Origin of the sequence: Paenibacillus sp. LS1 (assembly GCF_026013365.1) — a bacterium.
GTDB lineage: Bacteria > Bacillota > Bacilli > Paenibacillales > Paenibacillaceae > Paenibacillus.
The window spans coordinates 202,406-223,466 of the sequence record NZ_JAPDOE010000008.1; the positions used below are offsets into that span (position 1 = coordinate 202,406).

Annotated in this window: 19 protein-coding genes; 16 read left to right on the plus strand and 3 right to left on the minus strand. The window is 49.6% G+C overall.

The window, feature by feature from the left end; all coding sequences use genetic code 11:
- Window positions 1-6 precede the first annotated feature (6 nt).
- The 16 genes from OM416_RS23835 to OM416_RS23910 all read left to right on the plus strand — a co-directional run bounded on the left by OM416_RS23835 (window position 7) and on the right by OM416_RS23910 (window position 17,535).
- Entirely contained in the window at window positions 7-1,017 is a 1,011-nt protein-coding gene (locus OM416_RS23835) for a 3-oxoacyl-[acyl-carrier-protein] synthase III C-terminal domain-containing protein (protein ID WP_264933662.1), read from the plus strand.
- Entirely contained in the window at window positions 956-2,344 is a 1,389-nt protein-coding gene (locus tag OM416_RS23840) for an ATP-grasp domain-containing protein (protein ID WP_264933664.1), read from the plus strand. Before OM416_RS23835 ends, OM416_RS23840 begins: the two co-directional genes overlap by 62 nt.
- Window positions 2,345-3,631 (plus strand): diaminopimelate decarboxylase, encoded by a 1,287-nt coding sequence (gene lysA / locus OM416_RS23845; protein ID WP_264933666.1) that lies wholly within the window; start codon window positions 2,345-2,347, stop codon window positions 3,629-3,631. It begins immediately after the preceding gene.
- An 18-nt stretch (window positions 3,632-3,649) separates the two neighbouring features.
- Entirely contained in the window at window positions 3,650-3,910 is a 261-nt protein-coding gene (locus OM416_RS23850; RefSeq protein WP_017690901.1) for an acyl carrier protein, read from the plus strand.
- The gene (locus tag OM416_RS23855; RefSeq protein ID WP_264933670.1) at window positions 3,910-4,788 is read left to right on the plus strand and encodes a hypothetical protein; all 879 of its coding nucleotides are present in this window, start codon (window positions 3,910-3,912) and stop codon (window positions 4,786-4,788) included. Before OM416_RS23850 ends, OM416_RS23855 begins: the two co-directional genes overlap by 1 nt.
- Window positions 4,789-4,819: 31 nt before the next feature.
- Window positions 4,820-5,776, plus strand: a complete 957-nt coding sequence (locus tag OM416_RS23860; protein WP_264933672.1) for a 3-oxoacyl-[acyl-carrier-protein] synthase III C-terminal domain-containing protein — start codon at window positions 4,820-4,822, stop codon at window positions 5,774-5,776.
- A gap of 15 nt (window positions 5,777-5,791) precedes the next feature.
- The gene (locus OM416_RS23865) at window positions 5,792-6,514 is read left to right on the plus strand and encodes a hypothetical protein (RefSeq protein ID WP_264933674.1); all 723 of its coding nucleotides are present in this window, start codon (window positions 5,792-5,794) and stop codon (window positions 6,512-6,514) included.
- Window positions 6,514-7,671, plus strand: coding sequence for an acyl-CoA dehydrogenase family protein (locus OM416_RS23870; RefSeq protein ID WP_264933676.1), 1,158 nt, complete (start codon window positions 6,514-6,516; stop codon window positions 7,669-7,671). The genes OM416_RS23865 and OM416_RS23870 overlap by 1 nt, the downstream gene beginning before the upstream one ends.
- Window positions 7,664-8,632, plus strand: coding sequence for a hypothetical protein (locus tag OM416_RS23875; RefSeq protein WP_264933678.1), 969 nt, complete (start codon window positions 7,664-7,666; stop codon window positions 8,630-8,632). Before OM416_RS23870 ends, OM416_RS23875 begins: the two co-directional genes overlap by 8 nt.
- An 18-nt stretch (window positions 8,633-8,650) precedes the next feature.
- The gene (locus OM416_RS23880; RefSeq protein WP_264933680.1) at window positions 8,651-10,039 is read left to right on the plus strand and encodes an MATE family efflux transporter; all 1,389 of its coding nucleotides are present in this window, start codon (window positions 8,651-8,653) and stop codon (window positions 10,037-10,039) included.
- A 27-nt stretch (window positions 10,040-10,066) separates the two neighbouring features.
- A complete protein-coding gene (locus OM416_RS23885; protein ID WP_264933682.1) occupies window positions 10,067-11,248 on the plus strand; it encodes an arginase family protein in 1,182 nt (393 codons plus the stop codon).
- Window positions 11,249-11,250: 2 nt separating this feature from the next.
- Window positions 11,251-12,228 (plus strand): hypothetical protein, encoded by a 978-nt coding sequence (locus tag OM416_RS23890; protein WP_169480789.1) that lies wholly within the window; start codon window positions 11,251-11,253, stop codon window positions 12,226-12,228.
- 25 nt (window positions 12,229-12,253) lie between these two features.
- A complete protein-coding gene (locus OM416_RS23895) occupies window positions 12,254-13,558 on the plus strand; it encodes a M16 family metallopeptidase (protein WP_264933685.1) in 1,305 nt (434 codons plus the stop codon).
- Window positions 13,551-14,774 (plus strand): M16 family metallopeptidase, encoded by a 1,224-nt coding sequence (locus OM416_RS23900; protein WP_264933687.1) that lies wholly within the window; start codon window positions 13,551-13,553, stop codon window positions 14,772-14,774. Before OM416_RS23895 ends, OM416_RS23900 begins: the two co-directional genes overlap by 8 nt.
- Window positions 14,775-14,804: 30 nt before the next feature.
- A complete protein-coding gene (locus OM416_RS23905; RefSeq protein WP_264933689.1) occupies window positions 14,805-15,596 on the plus strand; it encodes a 4'-phosphopantetheinyl transferase family protein in 792 nt (263 codons plus the stop codon).
- A 127-nt stretch (window positions 15,597-15,723) separates the two neighbouring features.
- Window positions 15,724-17,535 (plus strand): S9 family peptidase, encoded by a 1,812-nt coding sequence (locus tag OM416_RS23910; protein ID WP_264933691.1) that lies wholly within the window; start codon window positions 15,724-15,726, stop codon window positions 17,533-17,535.
- Between the two features lie 172 nt (window positions 17,536-17,707).
- Here OM416_RS23910 and OM416_RS23915 read toward each other — a convergent pair whose 3' ends face one another.
- The 3 genes from OM416_RS23915 to OM416_RS23925 all read right to left on the minus strand — a co-directional run bounded on the left by OM416_RS23915 (window position 17,708) and on the right by OM416_RS23925 (window position 20,955).
- Window positions 17,708-18,745 (minus strand): phosphotransferase family protein, encoded by a 1,038-nt coding sequence (locus OM416_RS23915; protein ID WP_264933693.1) that lies wholly within the window; start codon window positions 18,743-18,745, stop codon window positions 17,708-17,710.
- Between the two features lie 21 nt (window positions 18,746-18,766).
- Entirely contained in the window at window positions 18,767-19,741 is a 975-nt protein-coding gene (locus OM416_RS23920; RefSeq protein WP_264933695.1) for an SMI1/KNR4 family protein, read from the minus strand.
- 182 nt (window positions 19,742-19,923) lie between these two features.
- Window positions 19,924-20,955, minus strand: a complete 1,032-nt coding sequence (locus OM416_RS23925; protein ID WP_091018583.1) for a ribonucleotide-diphosphate reductase subunit beta — start codon at window positions 20,953-20,955, stop codon at window positions 19,924-19,926.
- Window positions 20,956-21,061 lie beyond the last annotated feature (106 nt).

Genomic DNA, 21,061 nt, shown 5'->3' on the forward strand with positions numbered 1-21,061 from the left:
AAGCCGATGCATATTAAGCAAATATGGTCTTACATTCCGGAGCACATTGTGCCGATCAGGGAACTGAACGAGGTGCTGGGACTCAATAATGCCCAGACGAAGGTACTGGAAAAAATTCATGGTTTGAAACAGGTTCGGCAAGACAGGGATGGAGATCTGGCTTCGTTACTAGGGCGCGTATTAACCCAGGTAGTAAATAACCCTGAGGTCGCTCCTAACTCGATTAAGTATATCATTTATTGCCACACAATTCAGGAAAATTTCCCCTTTCCTATGAAAGTTTTGCAAGTCCTGAAACGGGCTTACGGGTTGCAGCATGCCATCGCGTTTTCGCTTACGCAGCAGAACTGTGCATCGGGCTTAATTGCCCTGAATGTTGCCGAGACATTGCTGCCTTCATTGGAAGCGGATGATCATATTTTAATTTTGACAGGTGAAAAAACCTTTAGTCCCGTTGTGCAATTGATCCCCAATACCACTGTGATGGGAGAGGCATCAGCCGCCGTGCTGGTGGGCAACAAGGGCAACGGAAGTCGTGTCGTTGGACTTACGAGTGTTACCTTGGGCCAATTTTGTAATGTACTAACGGGAACCCCGCAGATCCTTAGGGAGTTTCAGGAAATCTACACGCCTCGGTTATGTGAAGCCATTGTTACAGCCGTGGAGCAGGCGGGTCTGACGTTGCAGGATATTCGATACATCGTCCCACACAATGTGAATCTATCCTCGTGGAAGAAGGTGGCTATTCGTTTATCCTATCCCCTTGAACGCATATATACGTCCAACGTACAGGAGATCGGGCATTGTTTCTGTTCGGACCCATTTATTAATCTGCAAGCCATTATAGAGCAGAAGCTGTTGCAACCAGAGGAATATTATCTGCTTGTTACGGTCGGACTTGGGGTTACATTCAGCGTAGCAGTGATGCAATATGCAGGAATAGGAGGGGATGGCCGTGACCACCGTATTGACGGATTTTTCGAGCAAGCTCAAGTGGGCGTTAACGGGCCAGCATGACGTTACTTTTGTCTATCTGAACAATTTTGAGGTAGAGGAGTACTGGAGTGAAACGGGTATTCTCAAGCTGCCCTCATTAAGCATAGGCTCGGCTGCGGATGTCGTTAATCGGATGGAGGAACTGGGTATTTTCCTCGCCGGAGAGAACGATATCATCCTGCTTAAGGGTCCGCCGAATCAGGAATTCATGGCAGATGCACAGGCGCTTGGGTTTGGTCGCTCCCGATGCATAACGGTGGAGCACAATGATCCGGCACTGAACATTACCGCGAATCTTCTGAATTGTCCAAGAACGATGGACAAGCTGCGAGAGCTGTCACAGGCTGCTGGAACGAATGCTTATCTGGTTCCCTTTGGAACCTCGGATCAGGAAGAGGAATTCTCCCGACGGACCGGCATTCCACTGGCTGTTCCGTCTTCAGATATCTTCCGCAAGGTCAATGACAAGGGGTATTCCCGTCGTCTCAACGCGGAGCTGGGCATTCGCCAGATTCCCGGCGTTGAATGCACGTCTTTGGATGAACTGGTGTCTGGTTTCGATCAGCTTAAGTCTGTGCTAGAGCAGGGTGGACGGCTTGTGCTGAAGGATTCCATGGGTGTATCAGGCAAGGGAATTACCGTCATCACCGATGAAGCCAGGTTTCACAAATGCATGAGTATGCTGGAGAAACAGGCAAGCAAAAGGGGGATACGGCAAATCAACTATGTGTTTGAACAATGGATTGAGAAAATCTGTGACCTGAACTATCAGATTCTCATCGATCGCTCCGGTGGAGTTGAGTTTCTTGGCGTAAAGGAATCGTTGGTAGAGCAAGGCGTGCATCAGGGGCATCTCATGCCTTCGCGACTCAACGATGTTCAACTTGAGGTTATTCGCGAAGCGGCCATGCGAATTGGAGTAGCTCTGTATCGAGATGGATACTACGGCATTGCCGGCATGGACGCCATTCTGGATGAGGACGGTACAATCTGGCCCAATCTTGAGATTAATGCCAGGTTTAATATGTCTACCTATCAGACCAACATTCAGCATCAATGGCTGCCCGAAGATCAATGTGGATTGGCGAAAAAATATACGCTCCGGCTCAATCACCTGCTGGAATACGGAGTACTTCGTTCCGGGTTGGGTACGTTGATGTTCGAACCGGAACGCGGCGAAGGATTATTGATCAATAATTTTGCCACAGTCAATGCGGCATTCAGAAGTGAGGGGACTTTGTTCTCCGGACGTCTGTATGGCGTGATTATTGCGTCCTCCCCTGAACGGCTGGGAGTGATCGACGAAGCGATAGAAGCCGTCCTATCTTCCATTAACGAGGTGATGTGAGTGTCTAAGGAATATCAGATTCAGCAGTTACCAATTTCGGACATCGCCGAGAGATTCGGGACCCCGCTGTATGTATATGACGGGGATGTGTTGCAGCAGGTGTATCAGGAGCTCCGGGGATTACTTACGCCTCAAGTGGAGCTGTTCTATTCATTGAAGGCCAATCCCAATATTTCGATTGTACACATGCTGCGGGAGATGGGAGCACAGGCAGAGGTATGTTCCCTGGCCGAATTGCATACGGCTGTACAGGCTGGAGTGGCGCCGGAAAGCATTATTTTTCTGGGGCCGGGAAAAAGCGATGACGAGATCACGGCATGTATACGTCTGGGCATATATGCAATCGTGTGTGAATCGTTCCAGGAGCTGGAGCGCATAGAGAGCATCGCTGAAAGTGAGAGACGAATTATGCCTGTGGCGCTGCGAGTGAATCCATCCTTTTCTGTTAAAGGCTCCAGGCTGACCATGGGTGGCAAACCACGTCAGTTTGGTATGGATGAACAAAGTGTGCTCCAAGGAAAAGAGCAGTTCGAGAGCTTCTCCCATGTGGAGATCATGGGACTTCACGTGTACATGGGAACCCGCATGTTGGATGTAGAGCCGATCGTTCAGAATACCCGTCATATTCTGGAATTGGCTGATCGAATCGAGAACGAGCTGGATATCACGCTGCGTATGGTCGATGTAGGCGGGGGATTGGGCGTGCCCTACCATGAAGGTGAGGAGTTCCTGTCCATAGCCACACTGACAGAACAGTTGAATCCAATGTTCGAATCGTTTCGGAATAGTCATGCCAACACCCGGCTGTTCATGGAGCTTGGGCGATATCTGGTAGGTACCTGCGGTATGTTGGTCAGTCGAGCCCTATACGTCAAGCAATCGTATGGAGAGCACTTCGTCGTAACCGATGGTGGAACGAACTGCCATATGGCGGCGGTGGGCACAGGTTCTTACGTGAAGCGTAACTTTCCGATGGCCTCCTTGACGCGTTATGGGGAGTCCCCTGTAGCCGAATACAATATTACGGGTCCCTTATGTACGCCCAATGATGTTGTTGGGAAACGGGTATTGCTTCCTCCTGTTGAACGGGGCGATCTAATCGGTGTTTTTCATTCTGGAGCCTACGGACCAACGGCTTCTCCCACACACTTTTTGAGTCACGGAAGTCCGGCGGAAGTGCTGATTGTCGCTGGGGAGGCTCATTTGATCCGCGAGCGGGATACTCCGCAGGATCTCCTGTCCAAGCAACGTTTGATTCAAGTGTCCCACACGGCAATAACCAATTGATGAGGAGAGATGATGATCATGACAACTGCAGTATTGCTTGAAGAGATCAAGGGTGCCCTTGCTGAAGTGTTGAATACGGAAGCCAGGCAGGATATTCAATTAAGCACATCTTTATTTGACGAACTCTATCTGGATTCGACCTCGGTTCTGGAATTGCTGATGACGCTGGAAGACCGGATTGAAGGTCTGGAGATCGACCCGGATGATCTGGAACCCGATGTATTTGATACGGTAGGCTCCCTGGCTGCTTATATTGAGAAGCAACTCATTGCGGCCTGATGGCTTCGCCTGTTGCCATACGGGAGATGGGAGTCAGGCTGTTCTCGGAGAGGAAACCTCCGTTTGATCATCCGGAACTGTTGCGATTTCATCAGGATATGCTCGCAGGTACTCCGATCAAGTACGACGTTCAGCTTTTGCAGGGGCGCAACAACAATGCCTATCACGAGATGAGTGTGGAATTGCTGGAGGAGACGGGACTTGATCGGGTCATGCAGGATGTGGATGTATTGCTGCTGGCATACAATTTTCCGAATACCCGCCCGGATATATCGATTGTGAATTATTTGATGGATCGTTATCAGGCCCGTTTTATCAGTTTTGCTGTAAATGATCTTGGTTTTGGTGCTCCTTTTGCGGCGCTCCACATGCTTCAGCATTATCTGGGCAGAGAAGGTTACATGAAAGGCATGCTGCTGGTCATGGACCAGACGGCTCTCCCCTATGAAACGAAGGAACTTGATTCAGCACCTGGGCCGGACACGGCTGCAGCAATATACCTTGATCGGATGACAGGCGTAGGACCTTCCCTGCTTGGTGTAGAGATGCGACATGCCGAGCATTTCATAGCCGATACTGCGGAGATGGTACTGGATCGATTATGTGCCCAGGCATCCATTCACCGGAATCAGATTAACCTGCTCATCCATCCTGATCTGGAGCAGTTATGCAATCAGGCTGCCTGGTACAGCGAATGTGGATCGAAGAGTTGTTATGATCCATCGCGCTGGAGTGCAGCGCCATTCTTCGCATTACAGGAGTTACTGGAAGAGAAGGACGGGGGCGAGTACATATGTCTTATGCATCTGGAGCAGACGGATTCGTTTATTCACGCCTTGCTGATCCGAACTTGTGAATGGAGTATGGATGGAGCATGAATGAACACGGGTCGCAGAAGGAGGGAGAACATTGGGGTTCGGTATTGTGGATATTGGCGTCTATCTGCCTGAACAGATTCAGCAGCCGGAAGAGGTGCTGGCTGCCCTGGAGCTTGGTAAAGGCGAGCTTCAGTTTCTGCGCAAGTACCACCGCCTGGAAGGTGTGCCTGTAACGGAATCGGGCCAGATGCTTGACGATACGATCGCACAGGCTGTGGAACGGCTCCAGACCAGACCTGCCCTTTCCGGAATCGACCTTGTTCTCTATGTCCATTCCTTCCAGGTGCAGACACCGAGCGATTATAGACTTGTGCAGCGTATCCTCCGGCGCTTCGGGCTGGAACATGTACCGTTCTATGGCATATCCCAAATGAACTGTGCATCGTCGATAGCCGCTCTTCAATGGCTTGAGCGAATCTCGCAAACGCAGCCTCACATTCGAAATGTATTGTTGATCTGTGCGGATCAATTCAATTTTTTGCCTCCCGAATGGCGCTATCTGCGCAAATCGGCCATTCTGGGTGATTCTGCTGTAGCCGTTCTATTGAGCAGAGAGAGCTGTCAGCATGTCGTTCAGGCGGCGCATGTGCTGCGAGACACCCGGTTCCATACTGGTTATCATGCAACCGCCGATGAGATCTCGGCATTTAACCGATTGTATGTGGACCATATCATTCAAGGGATGGAAGAGCTGCTGTCAACGCAAGGCCTGAGTTTCGAAGATGTGGATCATATTTTTCCCCATAATGTGAACTGGACTACCTGGAAGGAATTCTCGCGACGTACGGGAGTTGGACTTGAACGGATCTATCTGGATAACATTCAGCGAATCGGACACACCTTTTCCACCGATCCGTTTATTAACCTGAGTTCGGGATTGGAGCAGGACTGGGTGTGCAGGAAGGGGCGCTCCATCATGGTCAGTATCGGGCTCGGCAGTTTTTTTGGTTTTGCACTGGTGGAGCATGGAGGATGCGAAGAAGAATGAACAGGAGGAATGACAATGCACGTTATTGAATTCCAGGGCCCGGATGCAAAGCCCGTCGGATCAAAGGCAGCAGGCAACCCCGTTGCTCCAATATCGGAAATGTTGGAGGCAGAAACCTTGCTGGTGAACAATTGTCCAGTGCTTTTGGCAACAGGTCCCTACGTGCTCGCGACCGCTCATCTCATGGAACAAGATGCTTTACTTTGGCATGAAGAATCAGCAGGGCTGTATCGTTGGAATCAACTACATGCTGTTCATGTACAGGATCGGATGCTGGAGCCCTCCGGATTACTGTTATACAAGGTACAGCCGAATGAGGGGGAGAAGGCTGAGATATCAGGCGAGAAAGTGACCTCGAATGAGCTGAGAACACGCCTGCTTAAGTTCCGCGTAGAGCTGTGCAAGGCTGGCTTGGAGCAGGTTCGCAGGCATTTGTCCGTACGAATATCGGGCGGACAATCCACGTTTCAGCACCAGCTCGTGAAAGGCATGGTCGCTGACATCCTGACAACGCTCTACATGGCGGAAACATTGCCTGAAGACCGCTTCCTCTCAGCAAATCCAGGTCTTCCATCGGTCCGGGTTCATGCGTGGATACATCAGGAATTGGACGAAGCCTTCAGACAGATTCAACGTCTTGGCGGCGGTTTCGGTTTTTTGAGACATGGCGTATCTGCATATACATATGCAGGCCAACTGGTGAAAAACATGCTGTTGCCAGCTAAGGAGGAATATTGATGATTACTCCATCAACGATTGCGATTTTCGAGCATGTGATGAAGCAGTATGCTGCGGAGCTTCGTCAGATCGGCCTGACGATTGACCGGGAACCAGACCGACTCACCGAGTTTTTGCACACGTCTGCCCTGCAGGCCATCAATCATATGATGATTCCCCCGGAGTATGGCGGCCAGCCAATTGTAACCATAGGTCAGGATCGATATTATGGACTCTCTTCGCTGGAAAGAGTCATTACGATCGAGCAGTTGTCCGCAGGAGATGCGGGCGTTTTTCTGGGAGGACCTGGTCCTTCCATGTCCAGCATCGTCATGATTGACTTGGGCGATGAGGAACAGAAGGAGCGCTTTTATAGCCACTTTCTGAAAGGTCCGGCCTGGGCTGTTTTTGCCTTGTCAGAGCCGGAGAAGGGTTCAGATGCAACCGAGATTAGCACGCGGATTACACGACATCCGGATGGGGGAATGGAGCTAACCGGACATAAATTCTACATTGGGAACGGACACCGGGCGAGTATTGGACTGGTATTCGCCCAGACCAATCGTACGCCTCTGGGCATTCAGGTTGCTATAGTTGATCCTTCTCTTCCGGGTTTCACAGCAACCCCGCTGGACACGATGGGGCTTCGCGGTCTGCAACTCAGTCATCTGCAATTCGAGGCTTTCCCACTGGAAGAGAGAGATATTCTCGGTCGTCATTTAAGCCCAACCAAGCGTGGACTGTGGGGAGCACTGCGTACATTCCACCGGATGCGTCCTAGTGTGGCGGCATTGGCGCTTGGTGTTGCACAGGCTGCTTATGATTATGTTGTGGAGCACAGAACGATCTTCACAGAACGTGAAAAGACAGAACTGGAGCGACTGGAGATGCGTCTGCACGCGCTACGCAGCATGATTCGGAATGCAGCAGCAGAGATTGACCATGATGCGAATAAGGGATATCTGGCTTCCCTCAGTAAAATACGGGCTGCATCAGTTGCCGAGGAAGCGACGGAATGGGCTTTGGAGATGATGGGGCCAGGTTCCATGCTGGAGCATCCTCTGTTGAACAAATGGTATCGCGATGCAAGGGCCTTTGAGTTCATGGAAGGAACAACGTCCATTCAGAAGATAAACGTTTTTCAGGCGTATGCTAATGGGAAGATGCAGCATGTCTGATTCACTTCATGGTGATATTGGCGCGCCCATCTATGTGGATCATATTTGCTGGCTTACTGCGGAGGATCATCTGTACACGCTGGATTGGCCAACACCGGATGATTATGTTTATGTATCGCCGCACATATACATGGAGGATCACTATTTTGGTCGCGTGGGAACGCTGACACGCTCCCTTATGGCAGACGGGAGACGGGTGACCGCCGGTGATCTTGCGCTTATGGTGCTGGAGCGGTTGTGTACAAAGCCGTATTGGGATTGGTTGATCCTTGCCCAGTCCTGTCCGGAACGTCATGCGTTGAATGCTCCACTTGCCCGAATGCTTGAAACGGCTCCGTGGCGAGTTGATCATCCCATTGGTATTACCCATATGGGTGCGCTCGCAGGCACCGAGGCCATTCAGGTTGCTCTTTGGAGCATGTTTCCTAACGAACGGACTGCGATTGTGCTGGTGGAGCAGCGAATTCTCCATGACGATGGACAGATTGGATATGGTCAACCATCCGAACCTAAGGGTGATCTGGGCGACATGGCGGTGGCACTTGAGGCAGGCCTGGGTCAAGGAGCGTTGCAGGTACACTATGCGGGAAAACGGATCATCAGATCAGATGAAGCCACGGCTTTTGCATCCGAGGCACTCGGCATGATTCGCGAATGGATGGATAGCCATGCAGCCGAGCACGTCATTCTTCAGTCGAGACTGGGATTACGTCTCAATGGCAGTTCTATTTTGCATATTTACCCTTCCAAGACTATCTGCGTACCACGAACCGATTATCAGAGCGGGGATGTATGGATACAGCTGGCAGATAAGCTAGAGCGGGGTATTATCAGGCCAGATGATCGAGTCATGCTGGTCTCATGGGATGACGATCGGATGATATCCGCTTGTTGCGTGCATGTGATACGTCTGCCGATTCTCAGCAGGCTGACGATGAATCAAGAAATTATGACTTCATGAATTGTGGAGGTGAACCCCATGCAGGGGATCGATTATACGGCCGGCTCGATCCATCGTTTGTTATTCCGTACGGCCGTTCCGATGCTGCTCGCTTCTCTGGTTAACGTGATTACACAACTGGCCAATGTATTTTTCCTGGGTCATACGAGTCAAAGTGTATTATATGTGCTCTCATTGTATATTCCTGTCTCATTCGTCATGATTGCCATCATCGAAGCGATGCAGCTGTCTGTTCAGGTCGCGGTAGCGCGCAGTCGTGCCGGGGGCTCTCGTGCATTTACCCAGCTATTCGTGCACATGATGGGCAGTGCAATGCTGCTTGCCATTCTGACCGGGGGAATTGTGATGTTACTGACCCCTGTGCTCTCGTGGTTTTACCGTGTCCCTGCCGATATTGGGCCCATGTTTACGTTGTACGTAGGGGGCATGATGGCAGTGAGCATCCCGGCTGTCCTGGCTGCAGTGACCAGTGCGGCGTTACGAGGACTGGGTCGGGCCCAGGCAGCTTCGTGGAACGCGGTTAGCATGGCGATGCTAAACATTGCTCTCGTGTATACATTTGTGTCGGTCTTCGGGCTGGATCTGAAGGGCATCATCTATGCCAACCTGATCACTTCCGTCTTGTCCTTGGCTATTTCTCTGCTTATTCTGTTCATTCGTCGAGAAATGATCTTTGAACGCTTTGCTTTTGCACAAAAACATCTGATGGCCCTCAGGCATGTCGGTATTCCTGTGTTCATCTCGTACTGCATGATTTTTCTGAGTACATTTTTTTTCAATAAAATTGTCAGTCACTTTGGCGAAGGGGCGGTTGCTGGCTTTGGCGTTGGTTATCGAATTCAGACGATGGCGATCCTGCCGGGTATCGTCATTGGATCGGCCATCGGCATTATCATCAATCATAATTTGCAATCACCACACCGGCCAAGGGCCTATGCAAGTTATCGCCAAGGTCTGCTGCAATCCTTTGTTCTGTACGTGATCATTGCCGTTGCCGTCTGGATCTGGCGAGATCCGCTTATCGCATTTCTGATCGAAGACGCAGCAACCCGAGCCGAAGCGGCAAGGTATCTGTCCATCGTGGCTCTTTCCTATATTGGCATGGGTCCCATGATGACAACCTTGCTGACGATGGAGCAGAGTGGGCGTGGATACCAGGCCATACTCCTGAATGCGGTGTATTTTCTGATTATTATCGCACTTGGCTGGGGATTGACTCGGGCCTTCAATGAAATTACTTACTTCTATGCGGTGATTGCTGGCATGAATGTGGTCGGCATGTCGTCGTTCTTCCTGCCTTTCATGCGAATGCTGAAGCGGGAATATGTGGAATCATCTGCGGATAAGGACATCAGTACAGAAGGTGAAGCGACGTTGCCGAATAAGAGCTATTCCACACAGACTTGACTCTAACTACGTACAGGAGGCTTTTGCATGAAAACATCAGAACCTGCTTATCTGGTACGTCGCATTGCAGATGCGTGGATCGCTGCGGATGAAACGTTCAGCCAGTTTTATGAGCTGGAACCGACGAAAGAGCTGGAGCCACAACTCCCCCCGGATTTGCCGGGGGTGGAACCTGCGGAAGCGCCTTTTTTTTTGTATGAGCCTCTCATCGGTCATCGGGCTCCTCAACTGGGGATCTTGGGTATTCCCCATTCCGGTGGGACAAGCATGTTAAACTCCTCCGTTGCCGGACTTGCGCATGCGTTACGCGTAGAATCGTGGAAAAAGGTCATCTATCCATCGTTGCAAGAGTCCGGGAATTCGAGCTTGTACGATATTGGAAGTGGGAGACGATTGCTTGAGAGCGTAACCATGCAGGATTGGGGTACTTGTCTTATGAACGAAGAGGAGGCAGATACAGCTGTTCCTTATCAAAAGGGGCTTGCCGCCGCACTGGATCATGCGCTGGATCAACAGGCGCTATTGTGCTGCATTGGCGGAGACCATTCTATTACGCATACTGTGCTTCAGATGATGGCAAAGACCCAGGGTAGTCGAAGAGTGCTGGTCCAGTTCGATGCCCATCATGATTGCGGTATCGATGCCATCCATCAGGAGCAACCCAGTCACTCCAATTTTGTGAGACATTTGCTAGAGCAGGATACGGTTGCTGCTGTTGTACAGATCGGCCTGCGTGGTCTTCGCTCAGCAGATCAGATGTACAGCCATCCTGGCTTGATTCAAATATCGGCAGAGCATATGACACCCGAGAGGGTGAGCTATGTTCTGAACGAGGTAAGGCAGAAGTACGATGTCGACTCAGCTTATTTAACGTTTGACTTGGATTCCCTTGATCCGGGAAGCTTCCCGTTTGTTGATTTTCCGATTGCTGCAGGACCGACGTGGCAGAATATTCGAGACTGCGTTATTGCAGCGCTGGAAGTCCCGTTATCTTATGAAGGGATGGATATGGTTGAAGGACAGGGTGTGCAATCGGATCGGCACATTCCTGGACAATATGAGCTGGCGCTTCGAATGTTGGTCTATATGATGGATGGTATCGACCGGAATCGTCGGCGGTTTGAATCGTCTTCTAGAACTAGCGCAGTCAGGGAAGGAATGCTGTCGGGAGCGGGAGTATCCATGAATCAGGGCATACAGGAGGTGTAAGCATGGAGGATTTTCATACATTATATACGTTACATAAGGAACAGGTCAGGGAGGAGTTGTATAGGGAGAAGACAGACGGAATTCAACTGGGATTCTTCTATGCGCTAATGAATATTGTTAAGGAGCTTGCACCACTTCAACCGGAATCGTCACCGGAATCGATCTGGATGGATTATCTGGCCTTTTTAAGGACAGTTGACGAACACAAAAAAAGTCCGTACTCCTTTATGGATTGGGATGAAGTCGAGGGGCTTGAACATCTGCAAGCGACGTTGCAGGAAGGTGGGGCTTTGTTAACCTGGCATTACGGATTTGTCAGACATAACATGATCACCATCGGACAGGAGATTCGCGCAGGCCACATGAAGTCCGGATTACCCTTCTATCTGGTCGCTGAACAAGGCACCGTAGAGCAGGAGCAGAAGCTGTCGTCCTGGAACACCCTACGGCAGTTTGCAGGTGCTGATCTGCTGAACGCCGAGGATGAGATGATTGGCATACGATTATATTCTCATTTGCGGAAGGGAGGTTCATTCAACCTTTTCGTAGATGGTCAGACCGGGTTCAACGCGGATAATCGGGCAGTGGAGCTTCCTTTCCTGAGTTCACGCATCCGGACGAGGAGCGGTATTTTTCGTATTTTAGCCAAGACACGCAAGCCTGTATGCCCCTATTTCATGACATTGACTGAAGATTTTCGTTCCAAAATTGTTTTCTTGCCGCCTTTCATCTTAGAAGGCGATATTCAGGAATCAGCAGGACGTGTATATGAGCCGTTTCGCAATCAACTGCTGAAGCAGCCTGCATTATGGAGATTCTGGGACCGTCACCATCAGCAAGTGATTCACTGGAAAGAGGATGAGACTAACCTTCATTCAGCGGAAGCTGAGAGTCAGGTGGACTGGTTCTCCAAGCCGCTGGAGGGATTTGGTCAGCTTGGACTGAACACCGCGAGTGGCATGATCTACAATTTGGGTTAACCGTCAGATAAGGGGGGAGGCAAGGATGCAGTCTTTCATTACGGAGCAATACAATCGTCTATCGGTCCATGTGATGCCAACAAGCCAATACGCAAACTGTTATCTCCATCTGGGTATCGTTAACGAACAGGGAAGGATTCCATCAGCGGTGTTTGCAGTCATTATGCGGCTGCTTTTCAGGCAGGATTCGCTCGGCAAAAGAAAGCTACAGCAGCAACTATGGTCCATGTATGCCGATGAGCTAGGGTACGAATTGGAGCAGAAGGGGGAGGCTCAGCTCGCATCCATCCGGTTGCGTATCCCTGCAGGATTGCTGCCCGGGACCGATGCACGGACGCTCGATGCGCTGAAGCTGCTCGCAGATATGTTGTTTGGATCGAGCCTTAAGGATGTATTTGATTTTGATGAAGCGCAGATCCAGGAGGAACTTGTTTGGGCAGAACATCATGCGGGCTATGATGTTTCCAATTGGGACAAGGTGGTACGAGGGCGCAGTTTGGAGTGGCTTGGATATGCAGGACGAAGCAGGGATGCCGACTTCGAGCAACTGCAACATTGTGTGCGTGATGGTGAATTGCAGCATTGGTACCGGGAGGTGCTTTGCAGCCCGCTCCACATTCATGTGATCGGTGATTTCCAATCGGATGTGATGATAGCTCAGGTTATGGAGACCTTTGTGCCATTGCTTGTCACGGCCGAGGGGGGATTAACTTCATCTGTGATCGGGCATCAGCCTACTGAGCGCCTGGAGGAAGGCGAGATGATGCTTGAGCTGATGGATGTTCAGCAATGCAAAATTAATGTGGCCTTCACCACCAGGGTGACGTATGGATCGTCGGACTACCCTGCCCTGTTTCTTTTTCATTCCCTGTTTGGAGCTACGCCTGCGTCCAGGCTGCAATCCGAGCTTCGTGAACGAAAGCAATGGGTGTATCAGATCTACAGTACGCTGGATGATTATCGGGGAACGCTTCATGTGACAACGGGAACAAGCAGTGGATATGTGACAGAGGTGCTTGAAGCAATAGACGCTGAATGGCTGAGGATATGCAGTGGAGACATTCAGGAAGTGGAGCTGAATAGAGCTATTCAGAATGTGATGCATTATGTGCAAGTGGGTTACGATCTGCCTGAGCAGGTGGTCAACCTTCACATCGATCGGTTGCTCAACCGGGTTCAGATGACCACTCCGCAATTCCTGGAAGCCATATCCTGTGTTACTTCTGAACAAGTGGCCGAGGTAGCCTCTGGCATGAAAAAGGCTGTCACCTGGATTTTGTATCCTGAGAGTGAGTATTCCGCACCAGTACAGGAGGTGACTCATGAATAGTATTGTGAATATCGCACCGGTCCGCAGGCGCTTGTCCAATGGTCTGTCGGTCCACATTTTTCCCGAGTCCCAGTTCCATCATACTTTTGTTTCGTGGTCCGTGTCCTATGGCTCAATCCATGATGCAGCCCTGCCTGGCAGAGCACATTTCCTTGAGCATATGATGTTCTACAATCCGGATCAACGGCCCGTCAAGCCGCTATTTCATACTCTGGGAGCTTCGACATCTGCATTGACGCGTTACGATGTAACGACTTATCAAATGGCCTGCACAGGCGATTTGAAACGAAGTCTGGAGTTGTTCACCAGCATGCTCGCTTCTCCCTATTTCACCCCGATGCATATGGAACAGGAACGGGCCGCCATTCATCAGGAGCTATCCATGTATGCAGACCAGCCCTCCTGGCGAGCTTTGCAGCAGTTAACTCAGATGATGTATGGCAGCAATCACCCCATCACGATGGATGTTGCAGGCACACCGGATAGTCTGTACCAAATGACAACGGAAGAGCTGAAGCATGCCTACAACACTCGCTATGCCACAGGGAGAATGGCGGTAGCGGTTGCCGGTCCGGTTGAAGCGGATTTCATTGCGGACATGCTGGAACAATTCCCTGCGATGGAACCACTGAATGCTTCCTATCTGCCAGAAGTTACACTCCATTATTTGGGCGAGGATTCCAATAAGCAATATCGGGAGATTGAATCTGGTTTGCCCTTGCCGCTTGTAAGGTATGGGTTCCGTGCCGAAGATGGGATGCAGTTAAAAGAGCAAATCGCTTGCATGATCGGCATTGAAGCTTTACTGGGTGAAACTTCTGATTTCCACGCCGAATGTATGGAGCTGGGTCTGCTTCATAAGGGTGCAGCATGGGACCACTATTATCGTAAGGAATTTGCCTTTTCGAATGCTTGTGGGTATTCAGCAGATCCCGTTTCTTTATATAACCGGATTGAGGAGACGTGTGAGCATATTCAGAACGGAACGCTGTCCCTATCCAACTTGAACGATGCACGGATGAAGTGGTTAAGCAAGTATTATGCAGACATGGATTCGTTAAAACAGCGATGTATGCACGTCTCCGAATATGAGGTGATCGGACTGGATTATATGCAGCTCGGCACGTATGCACTTGAATTGACAGAAGAAGAGGTTAGGAGTGGTCTTAGAACTATGGCAACGTCTGCTCGTCTGCGGATGGTTGTTATACGATAGTATGAATCCACGCATAGGGAGGAGGGCCTTATGGATTCCAAAACCGGAACAATCAGCAGCCTTATAGCAATGAGGGAACAAAAAAATGATACGTTTGCGTCAATTGTAGAGGAACCGGGGGTCCATATTTGGACACAGACTTTGCCTATAAGAGAGGATCAACTACAGACAGCTACTGCCATGGACTCCAGTGCACTGACTTTAGAAGAACATGAACGTATGGTCAGAATCAGTAGTACCTCACGGTTAAAGGCTCATTGCTGGATGATTTCAAGGGTTTTCATGCGAAGAGTGCTGGCTCAGTACATGCAGGTTCAGGAACGGGATATTCTATTTCAATACGGGACCGGCGGAAAGCCTTATCTCGTGGGAGGTCCACAATTCAGCCTTTCGCATACGAATGGGCTGTGTGTACTGGCAGTTACATGTACTAACAACGAGCTTGGCGTGGATGTGGAATGGGTACGTCCACTACTGCGAGAGCAAGCCATCATCCAACGTTTCCTGACGCAAGAGGAACGGGATTATGTGCTGGAAGCTGGTGTGTGCTTCGGGGAGGATTCTTCTTCCCGGCTGTGGAAAGTCCTCACAGGCAAGGAGGCCTGGATCAAGGCTTCGGGTCAATCTTTATATGGACAGTGGAGAACGCTGAATACGGTACAGGCTATCCGTAATTATGAATATTTGCTGGAATGGGACGGACAGAATTATATGTTGAATTCTCTGGATATGGGCAAGGGGTACTCCGCATCATTATGCGTGACAGGGACGGAGAGATCACTCATACGCCGGATGAATGTGGCTGATCATATACATTGCTAAAGGAAGATAGGAAAAATTAAATCTTACATATCTATTGTCTAAACATTGTCATTACCTATAATATGGACAAATGGTACCTTAATTTACCAATGTTAAATTCATTGGTTCAATTCCAAGGAGGTTTGTCATGATTCAGTTCCCTAAACCGGATGTCGAGCAATATTTTCAGACGTACCGAATTTCGCATTTTGCCGTATCGGCCGACGAGAAACGTTTGTTCATGGACAGCAATCTGAACGGTCAGCCAAATATTTGGGCGATGGATTTGCCCGGAGGGTACCCGTATCCTTTAACGTACTTGAATCAGAGTAGTCAATTTATCAAAGCAGACCCGCAGGGGCGTCATCTTCTTACCGCGTTTGATCGGGATGGTGACGAGAACTATCATCTATATGCACTTAAGCCAGAAGGCGGTGTTCCACTGCCTATTGTTCCGGCTGAGCCAAATGACCGCTGTTATTACGCCCACTTATCTGAAGATGGAAAGCGTTTGTATTATATAACCAGCGCCGGTAACCCGAATTATCTCAATTCGCGCCGGCTTCATCTGGAGACGGGAGAGGACGAGCTCTTGCATCAGGGGGACGAGGTGACGAGCAATCTGATTGCTGTAAGTCCAGATGAACAGGCCTATGTCATCTTGAAAATGTACTCGAATACGTACCAGACAGCTCATCTGTATCGTGACGGTGAAGAACAGGAGATCCTGCCAGTCTCAGAACGGCAGAGTCAGATCCCGGATCTGATTTTTGCAGATGACAATCGTATTCTGATGATCACCAATGATGACTCTCCATACGCTTATGTAGCTGAGTACCGTATTGATACACGTGCGTTCCGTCCATTGTGTAAAATTGAAGGGGAAGATGTGGAGTTCATCCGCTGGCATCAGGCTTCCGAAACTTTATATTTTTGGACACTAACAGGACCGGAGAATCGCATGTACGTATTGGACAAAGATGCAGCTCAGCCTTGGCGTGTAGATATGCCGCTGGATACAATTGAGCAGGTGACTGTTACGAAGGCAGGTAATGTATATATTTTGGGGCGCGGAGCAATCCAGCCGCATAACATTTATCGCAAAATAGCAGGTGCTGAGTCCTGGGAGCCGCTGACTGCCAATCGGGTAACCGGACTGGACCCAAGTGATCTCGTGTACCCTGACGTCATTCGGTATAACTCCTATGATGGACTGGAGATCGAAGCTCTTTTGTTCAAAGCAAAGCCCGAGCAGGCCAATGGTTATACGGTATTTTGGCCGCATGGCGGGCCGCAAGCATCGGAAGCGAAGTTTTTCCGGCCGATGTTTCAGATGATGCTCGCTCAGGGCTATCATATCTTTGCACCGAACTTCCGTGGCAGTAACGGATATGGTGCGGAATTCGTCAAATTGGTTGAGCGGGATTGGGGCGAAGGCCCAAGGCTTGACTGTGTTGCCGGAATTAACTGGCTGTTTGATCAGGGAATTACCTCGCCGGAGCGTTTGTTTGTGGTAGGTGGAAGTTACGGTGGATACATGACCCTGCTACTAGCAGGGCGCCATCCGGAGCTGTTCCGGGCCGCGGTCGATATTTTTGGGCCGAGCAACCTGTTCACATTCCTGGAATCCGTGCCGGAAGACTGGAAGCCGATGATGGATAACTGGCTGGGTGATCCGATCCGTGACCGCGAACGCCTAACGAAGGATTCACCGATTACGTATCTGGATCAGATGGTAAACCCGATGCTGGTCATTCAGGGAGCCAATGATCCAAGAGTCGTGAAGGCTGAATCCGATCAGATCGTGGCTGCGCTTCAGTCAAAGGGACTGGATGTGGAATACATCGTTCTGGACGATGAGGGCCACGGCTTCTCCAGAAAGACCAACGAGATTCTCGTATATCGCCGGATGCTGGAGTTTTTGCAGAAACATCAGGAGTCACCCGTCGCACAAGCTTAGTTGAGCGGGGGTTCATCGTTGATCGAAATATATCGTGGTAGGACGAAAACCGCCAGAGATCATCATTGATCTTTGGCGGTTTTATGCATTCGCCCGGATGTTGGGTGACATATATGGAAGTATACATACGTAAGTTTGGAAGGCCGCCATCTAGTGACCGACCTGTACAAATCTACTCATCCAGTAATGCGACAATCGATTCGATGGACTGTTCGGCCCACTGTGCAAAAGGCAGGTCGGTTGCCCACGTGACTTGTCCCGTCGCTTTGGCTTCACCCCACCACAAGATACGTTGATAGAGCAAATGCACGCTGAGACGTGCACGGAAGTGCTGACATTTCTCCACGTCCCCTGCACAGACCAGATCCCGGTAGCAGCGAAGGAATTGTGCGGCCAGCTCTGGTTGACCCTCACGGACATACCTGGTGGACATTTTGGTTAAGTCGGCTATGCCGTCTCCGAAATAGGCGGTTGTAAAATCGAATAGACCGCTAATTTGCCAGCCTGAAGAAGGGTCATCCATTTTCTGAATAAGAACATTCTCGACCTTGAAGTCCCCCATGACAAATCCCGGAACAGCCTTGGACCGAAATGCCGGTTCAGCATGCTTGAATTGCTCGTCCACCCACTGAACATCTTCATCCGTAATCACCGAGTACTGTTCGGCATCATGTAACCAGTGGCGAATGGTTCCGTACAACCAGTCCAGATAATCGCCTGCAAAGGAAACAATCTGCTTCGCTACAGGATCATATTCCCCAGCATCAGGCACCTTCCAGCGGTGCAGTTCAGCCAAAGTATGGGCAAACATACAGGCGATCTCTTCCTGATCTTGCTGTGACAGTGAGGCCTGGAATGATGGATCATACAAGTGATTCCCCGGCAGGCGCGGCATGATGGCATAACTCCAGCCGAGAAGATTGGTGTCTTCATGTATTAAATAAGGGTCAGGGACAGGAATGGACGTATGCTTCGCGAGTTGTTCTACAAAGAACTTTTCTTCCTGTAACTGTCCTGAATATAACGGATTGCCTTTCAAAATATACTCTCCACGGGAAGAGCGGATGAGCAGTGTCTGACCCATAACGCCTTTATCCGTTCGTCTATAATCTTCAAGGGTTCCCAGATCAAATTCATTCAGCGCATCTTGCAATGAAGCTGCGGCCACTTCGCCGAGTTGATTGGAACCAAAATATATACGGGTTGTCATATGGCCGGACCCTCCTGGATTTTAGTCCTCATTCTGTTCGTCAGACAGGTCATACGTATCCTCATCGAGCAAGCCACGGATGAAAGCTTCAAAATTCGGCGCAAGATATGTAATCTCATAATCATTTTCCTGATCCACATGAACTACACAGGGCTCTCCTTCCGGACCACAGAATCGATAATCCAGCATAACGACATCATGACCAGCGGACGGACAATCACAGATCACAATCCCCAGATCGGGATATCCCCAATCTTCGATCATGAACCGACTTCCCAGCTCACCACCGAGTGCGTATGTTTTATCGTGTCCGATCCCCATAATGCTTGAAATGGTAATGTGATCCTCAGCCCAGGAAGTTGCTTCTTTGGTGGGAAATACAGTAAGCGCGGGGATACCGCCGTTCTGGGTATTCATTAAATGAATATAGGAAGCGGGCAGCTTGTAACCCAGTTCCTTCTCAATAGACACAATCTCTTCTTCGTCAAATGGTTCCGAGACATGATTTTCCTGCGCATAATCGCTGTGTACCCAGAACGTTGCGGGAGCGTAAGTCCCTGAGGCGGCTCTTAGATGGTTCTGTGTGCCGCTCTGCTCCAATGCTGCGATATTCTCTTCATGGCGTTGTCGATCAAGCCGCATTTTCTCCGCTTGGGGACGAATCTGGCGAAGGAATTCAAGCGTAGATTCATCATGAGGCAGAAGTTCGTCAGCTCTCTCAAAAGCCAGTAGTGCCTGTTCATAGCTCGCGATGTAACAGTATGCGTAACCCAAACGATATTGCCAGAGCGGATCGCTTACTCCTCGCTCCTGTACAGACAACAACTGTTGAATGGCTTCGCGGTAACTTGCGTCATTGTTATAGGCTCTGGCGAGTTGACCAATCAGATCATAATCCCGCTCTGCGACGGGGATACGTTCAATATGTTCAATAATGAGACTGAATTGGTCCTGCTCATGCCACAAGTTGATTTGTTCCAGCAGTTCTCTTTCCATTAATAGGCCTCATTTCAGTAGGAGGGGTATGAATCTCTTTCAAAACTATCTTACAAGGTTAAGAGACAAAAAAACACTCCCGCATGCAGATAGCCATGAAGGCATTCTATCAAAGGGAGTGCTTTAATTTGTGTTTATTTATACTGGATATACTCAAGTAGTAGATACCCGATCAGAAGATTTTACAAATCGTCAAAACCGTTATCATCGCCAACTTTACCGTAGTTACGGGATTTAGCTTCGAAGAAGTCCGTTTTTGTTGCATTTAGTGCTTCATCAGAGAATGGTTTGATCCAAGGCATGCAGTTTACATCCACACCTTCATACGCTTTTTCCATACCCATCAGACGCAGACGTTTGTTGGCGATGTACTTGATGTAGTCTTCCAACTCATTCAGGTCAATACCGCGTACATTGCTGAGTGTGTAATGTGCCCAGTTGGTTTCAAGCTCAACAGCACGATGGATGGTTTTGTATACATAGTCCATGTTCTCAGGTGTGTTCAGTTCAGGGAAGTCTACCAGCAACTGTTTGTACACTTCGGCGAAGAAGTAACAGTGTTGGTTTTCATCCCGCTGGATATACGAGATCATCTGGCTGGTTGCCATCATTTTCTGGTCACGGGCCAGATTGTAGAAGAAGGCAAACGTACTATAGAAGAAGATACCTTCGAGTACCAGGTCAGCTACCATAGCCTGGAAGAACGTCTGTGGAGACGGCTCGTCCCGGAATGTTTGGTAAATGTCTGCGATGAAACGGTTACGGTCAAGCAGTACTGGATCATGTTTCCAGTATTCAAATATTTCCTTTTGCTCCCGATCAGATACGATGGAAGACAGGACGTAGGAATACGATTGGTTATGAACGACTTCCTGTTGTCCGATAATGGCCGAGATTGCTTCGAGTGAAGAATCGGTAAAGTAACGTTTCACGTCACCGACAAACATCGTCTGCATGGAATCAAGTACCGCGAGCAGGGAGATGTTGATTTTGAACGTACGTTGTTCTTCCTCGTCCAGCTGGGCAAACTGGGAAGCATCTTTGGACATTGGAATCTCGTCTGCGATCCAGTGGTTGAGCAGCAGTACTTTGTACAATTTGTACATATGAGGCATGCGAATGTCGTTCCAGTTCAGGATACCGGAGCATTCACCTTCAATAATACGGGTCGATTGGTTAGGCGCTTCGGTGTTGAAAATTTTCTGTACTTGCATAGTCCGTTTCACTCCTTGAAATTTCATAATGTTCTGCCGACAGAACTTTGGAAAAGCATCTATATCAACATCTTGCGATGCTGTGATCGTATTTTAGGCAAAAAAG

What these genes read in the sequence shown, in the direction of transcription:
- OM416_RS23835 (WP_264933662.1), top strand. Translation starts at nt 7, where the DNA reads ATGCATATTAAGCAAATATGGTCTTACATTCCGGAGCACATTGTGCCG.
- OM416_RS23850 (WP_017690901.1), top strand. Translation starts at nt 3,650, where the DNA reads ATGACAACTGCAGTATTGCTTGAAGAGATCAAGGGTGCCCTTGCTGAA.
- OM416_RS23885 (WP_264933682.1), top strand. Translation starts at nt 10,067, where the DNA reads ATGAAAACATCAGAACCTGCTTATCTGGTACGTCGCATTGCAGATGCG.
- OM416_RS23925 (WP_091018583.1), bottom strand. Translation starts at nt 20,955, where the DNA reads ATGCAAGTACAGAAAATTTTCAACACCGAAGCGCCTAACCAATCGACC.
- OM416_RS23910 (WP_264933691.1), top strand. Translation starts at nt 15,724, where the DNA reads ATGATTCAGTTCCCTAAACCGGATGTCGAGCAATATTTTCAGACGTAC.
- OM416_RS23895 (WP_264933685.1), top strand. Translation starts at nt 12,254, where the DNA reads ATGCAGTCTTTCATTACGGAGCAATACAATCGTCTATCGGTCCATGTG.
- OM416_RS23870 (WP_264933676.1), top strand. Translation starts at nt 6,514, where the DNA reads ATGATTACTCCATCAACGATTGCGATTTTCGAGCATGTGATGAAGCAG.
- OM416_RS23905 (WP_264933689.1), top strand. Translation starts at nt 14,805, where the DNA reads ATGGATTCCAAAACCGGAACAATCAGCAGCCTTATAGCAATGAGGGAA.
- OM416_RS23855 (WP_264933670.1), top strand. Translation starts at nt 3,910, where the DNA reads ATGGCTTCGCCTGTTGCCATACGGGAGATGGGAGTCAGGCTGTTCTCG.
- OM416_RS23920 (WP_264933695.1), bottom strand. Translation starts at nt 19,741, where the DNA reads ATGGAAAGAGAACTGCTGGAACAAATCAACTTGTGGCATGAGCAGGAC.
- OM416_RS23915 (WP_264933693.1), bottom strand. Translation starts at nt 18,745, where the DNA reads ATGACAACCCGTATATATTTTGGTTCCAATCAACTCGGCGAAGTGGCC.
- OM416_RS23900 (WP_264933687.1), top strand. Translation starts at nt 13,551, where the DNA reads ATGAATAGTATTGTGAATATCGCACCGGTCCGCAGGCGCTTGTCCAAT.
- OM416_RS23880 (WP_264933680.1), top strand. Translation starts at nt 8,651, where the DNA reads ATGCAGGGGATCGATTATACGGCCGGCTCGATCCATCGTTTGTTATTC.
- OM416_RS23890 (WP_169480789.1), top strand. Translation starts at nt 11,251, where the DNA reads ATGGAGGATTTTCATACATTATATACGTTACATAAGGAACAGGTCAGG.
- OM416_RS23865 (WP_264933674.1), top strand. Translation starts at nt 5,792, where the DNA reads ATGCACGTTATTGAATTCCAGGGCCCGGATGCAAAGCCCGTCGGATCA.
- OM416_RS23875 (WP_264933678.1), top strand. Translation starts at nt 7,664, where the DNA reads ATGTCTGATTCACTTCATGGTGATATTGGCGCGCCCATCTATGTGGAT.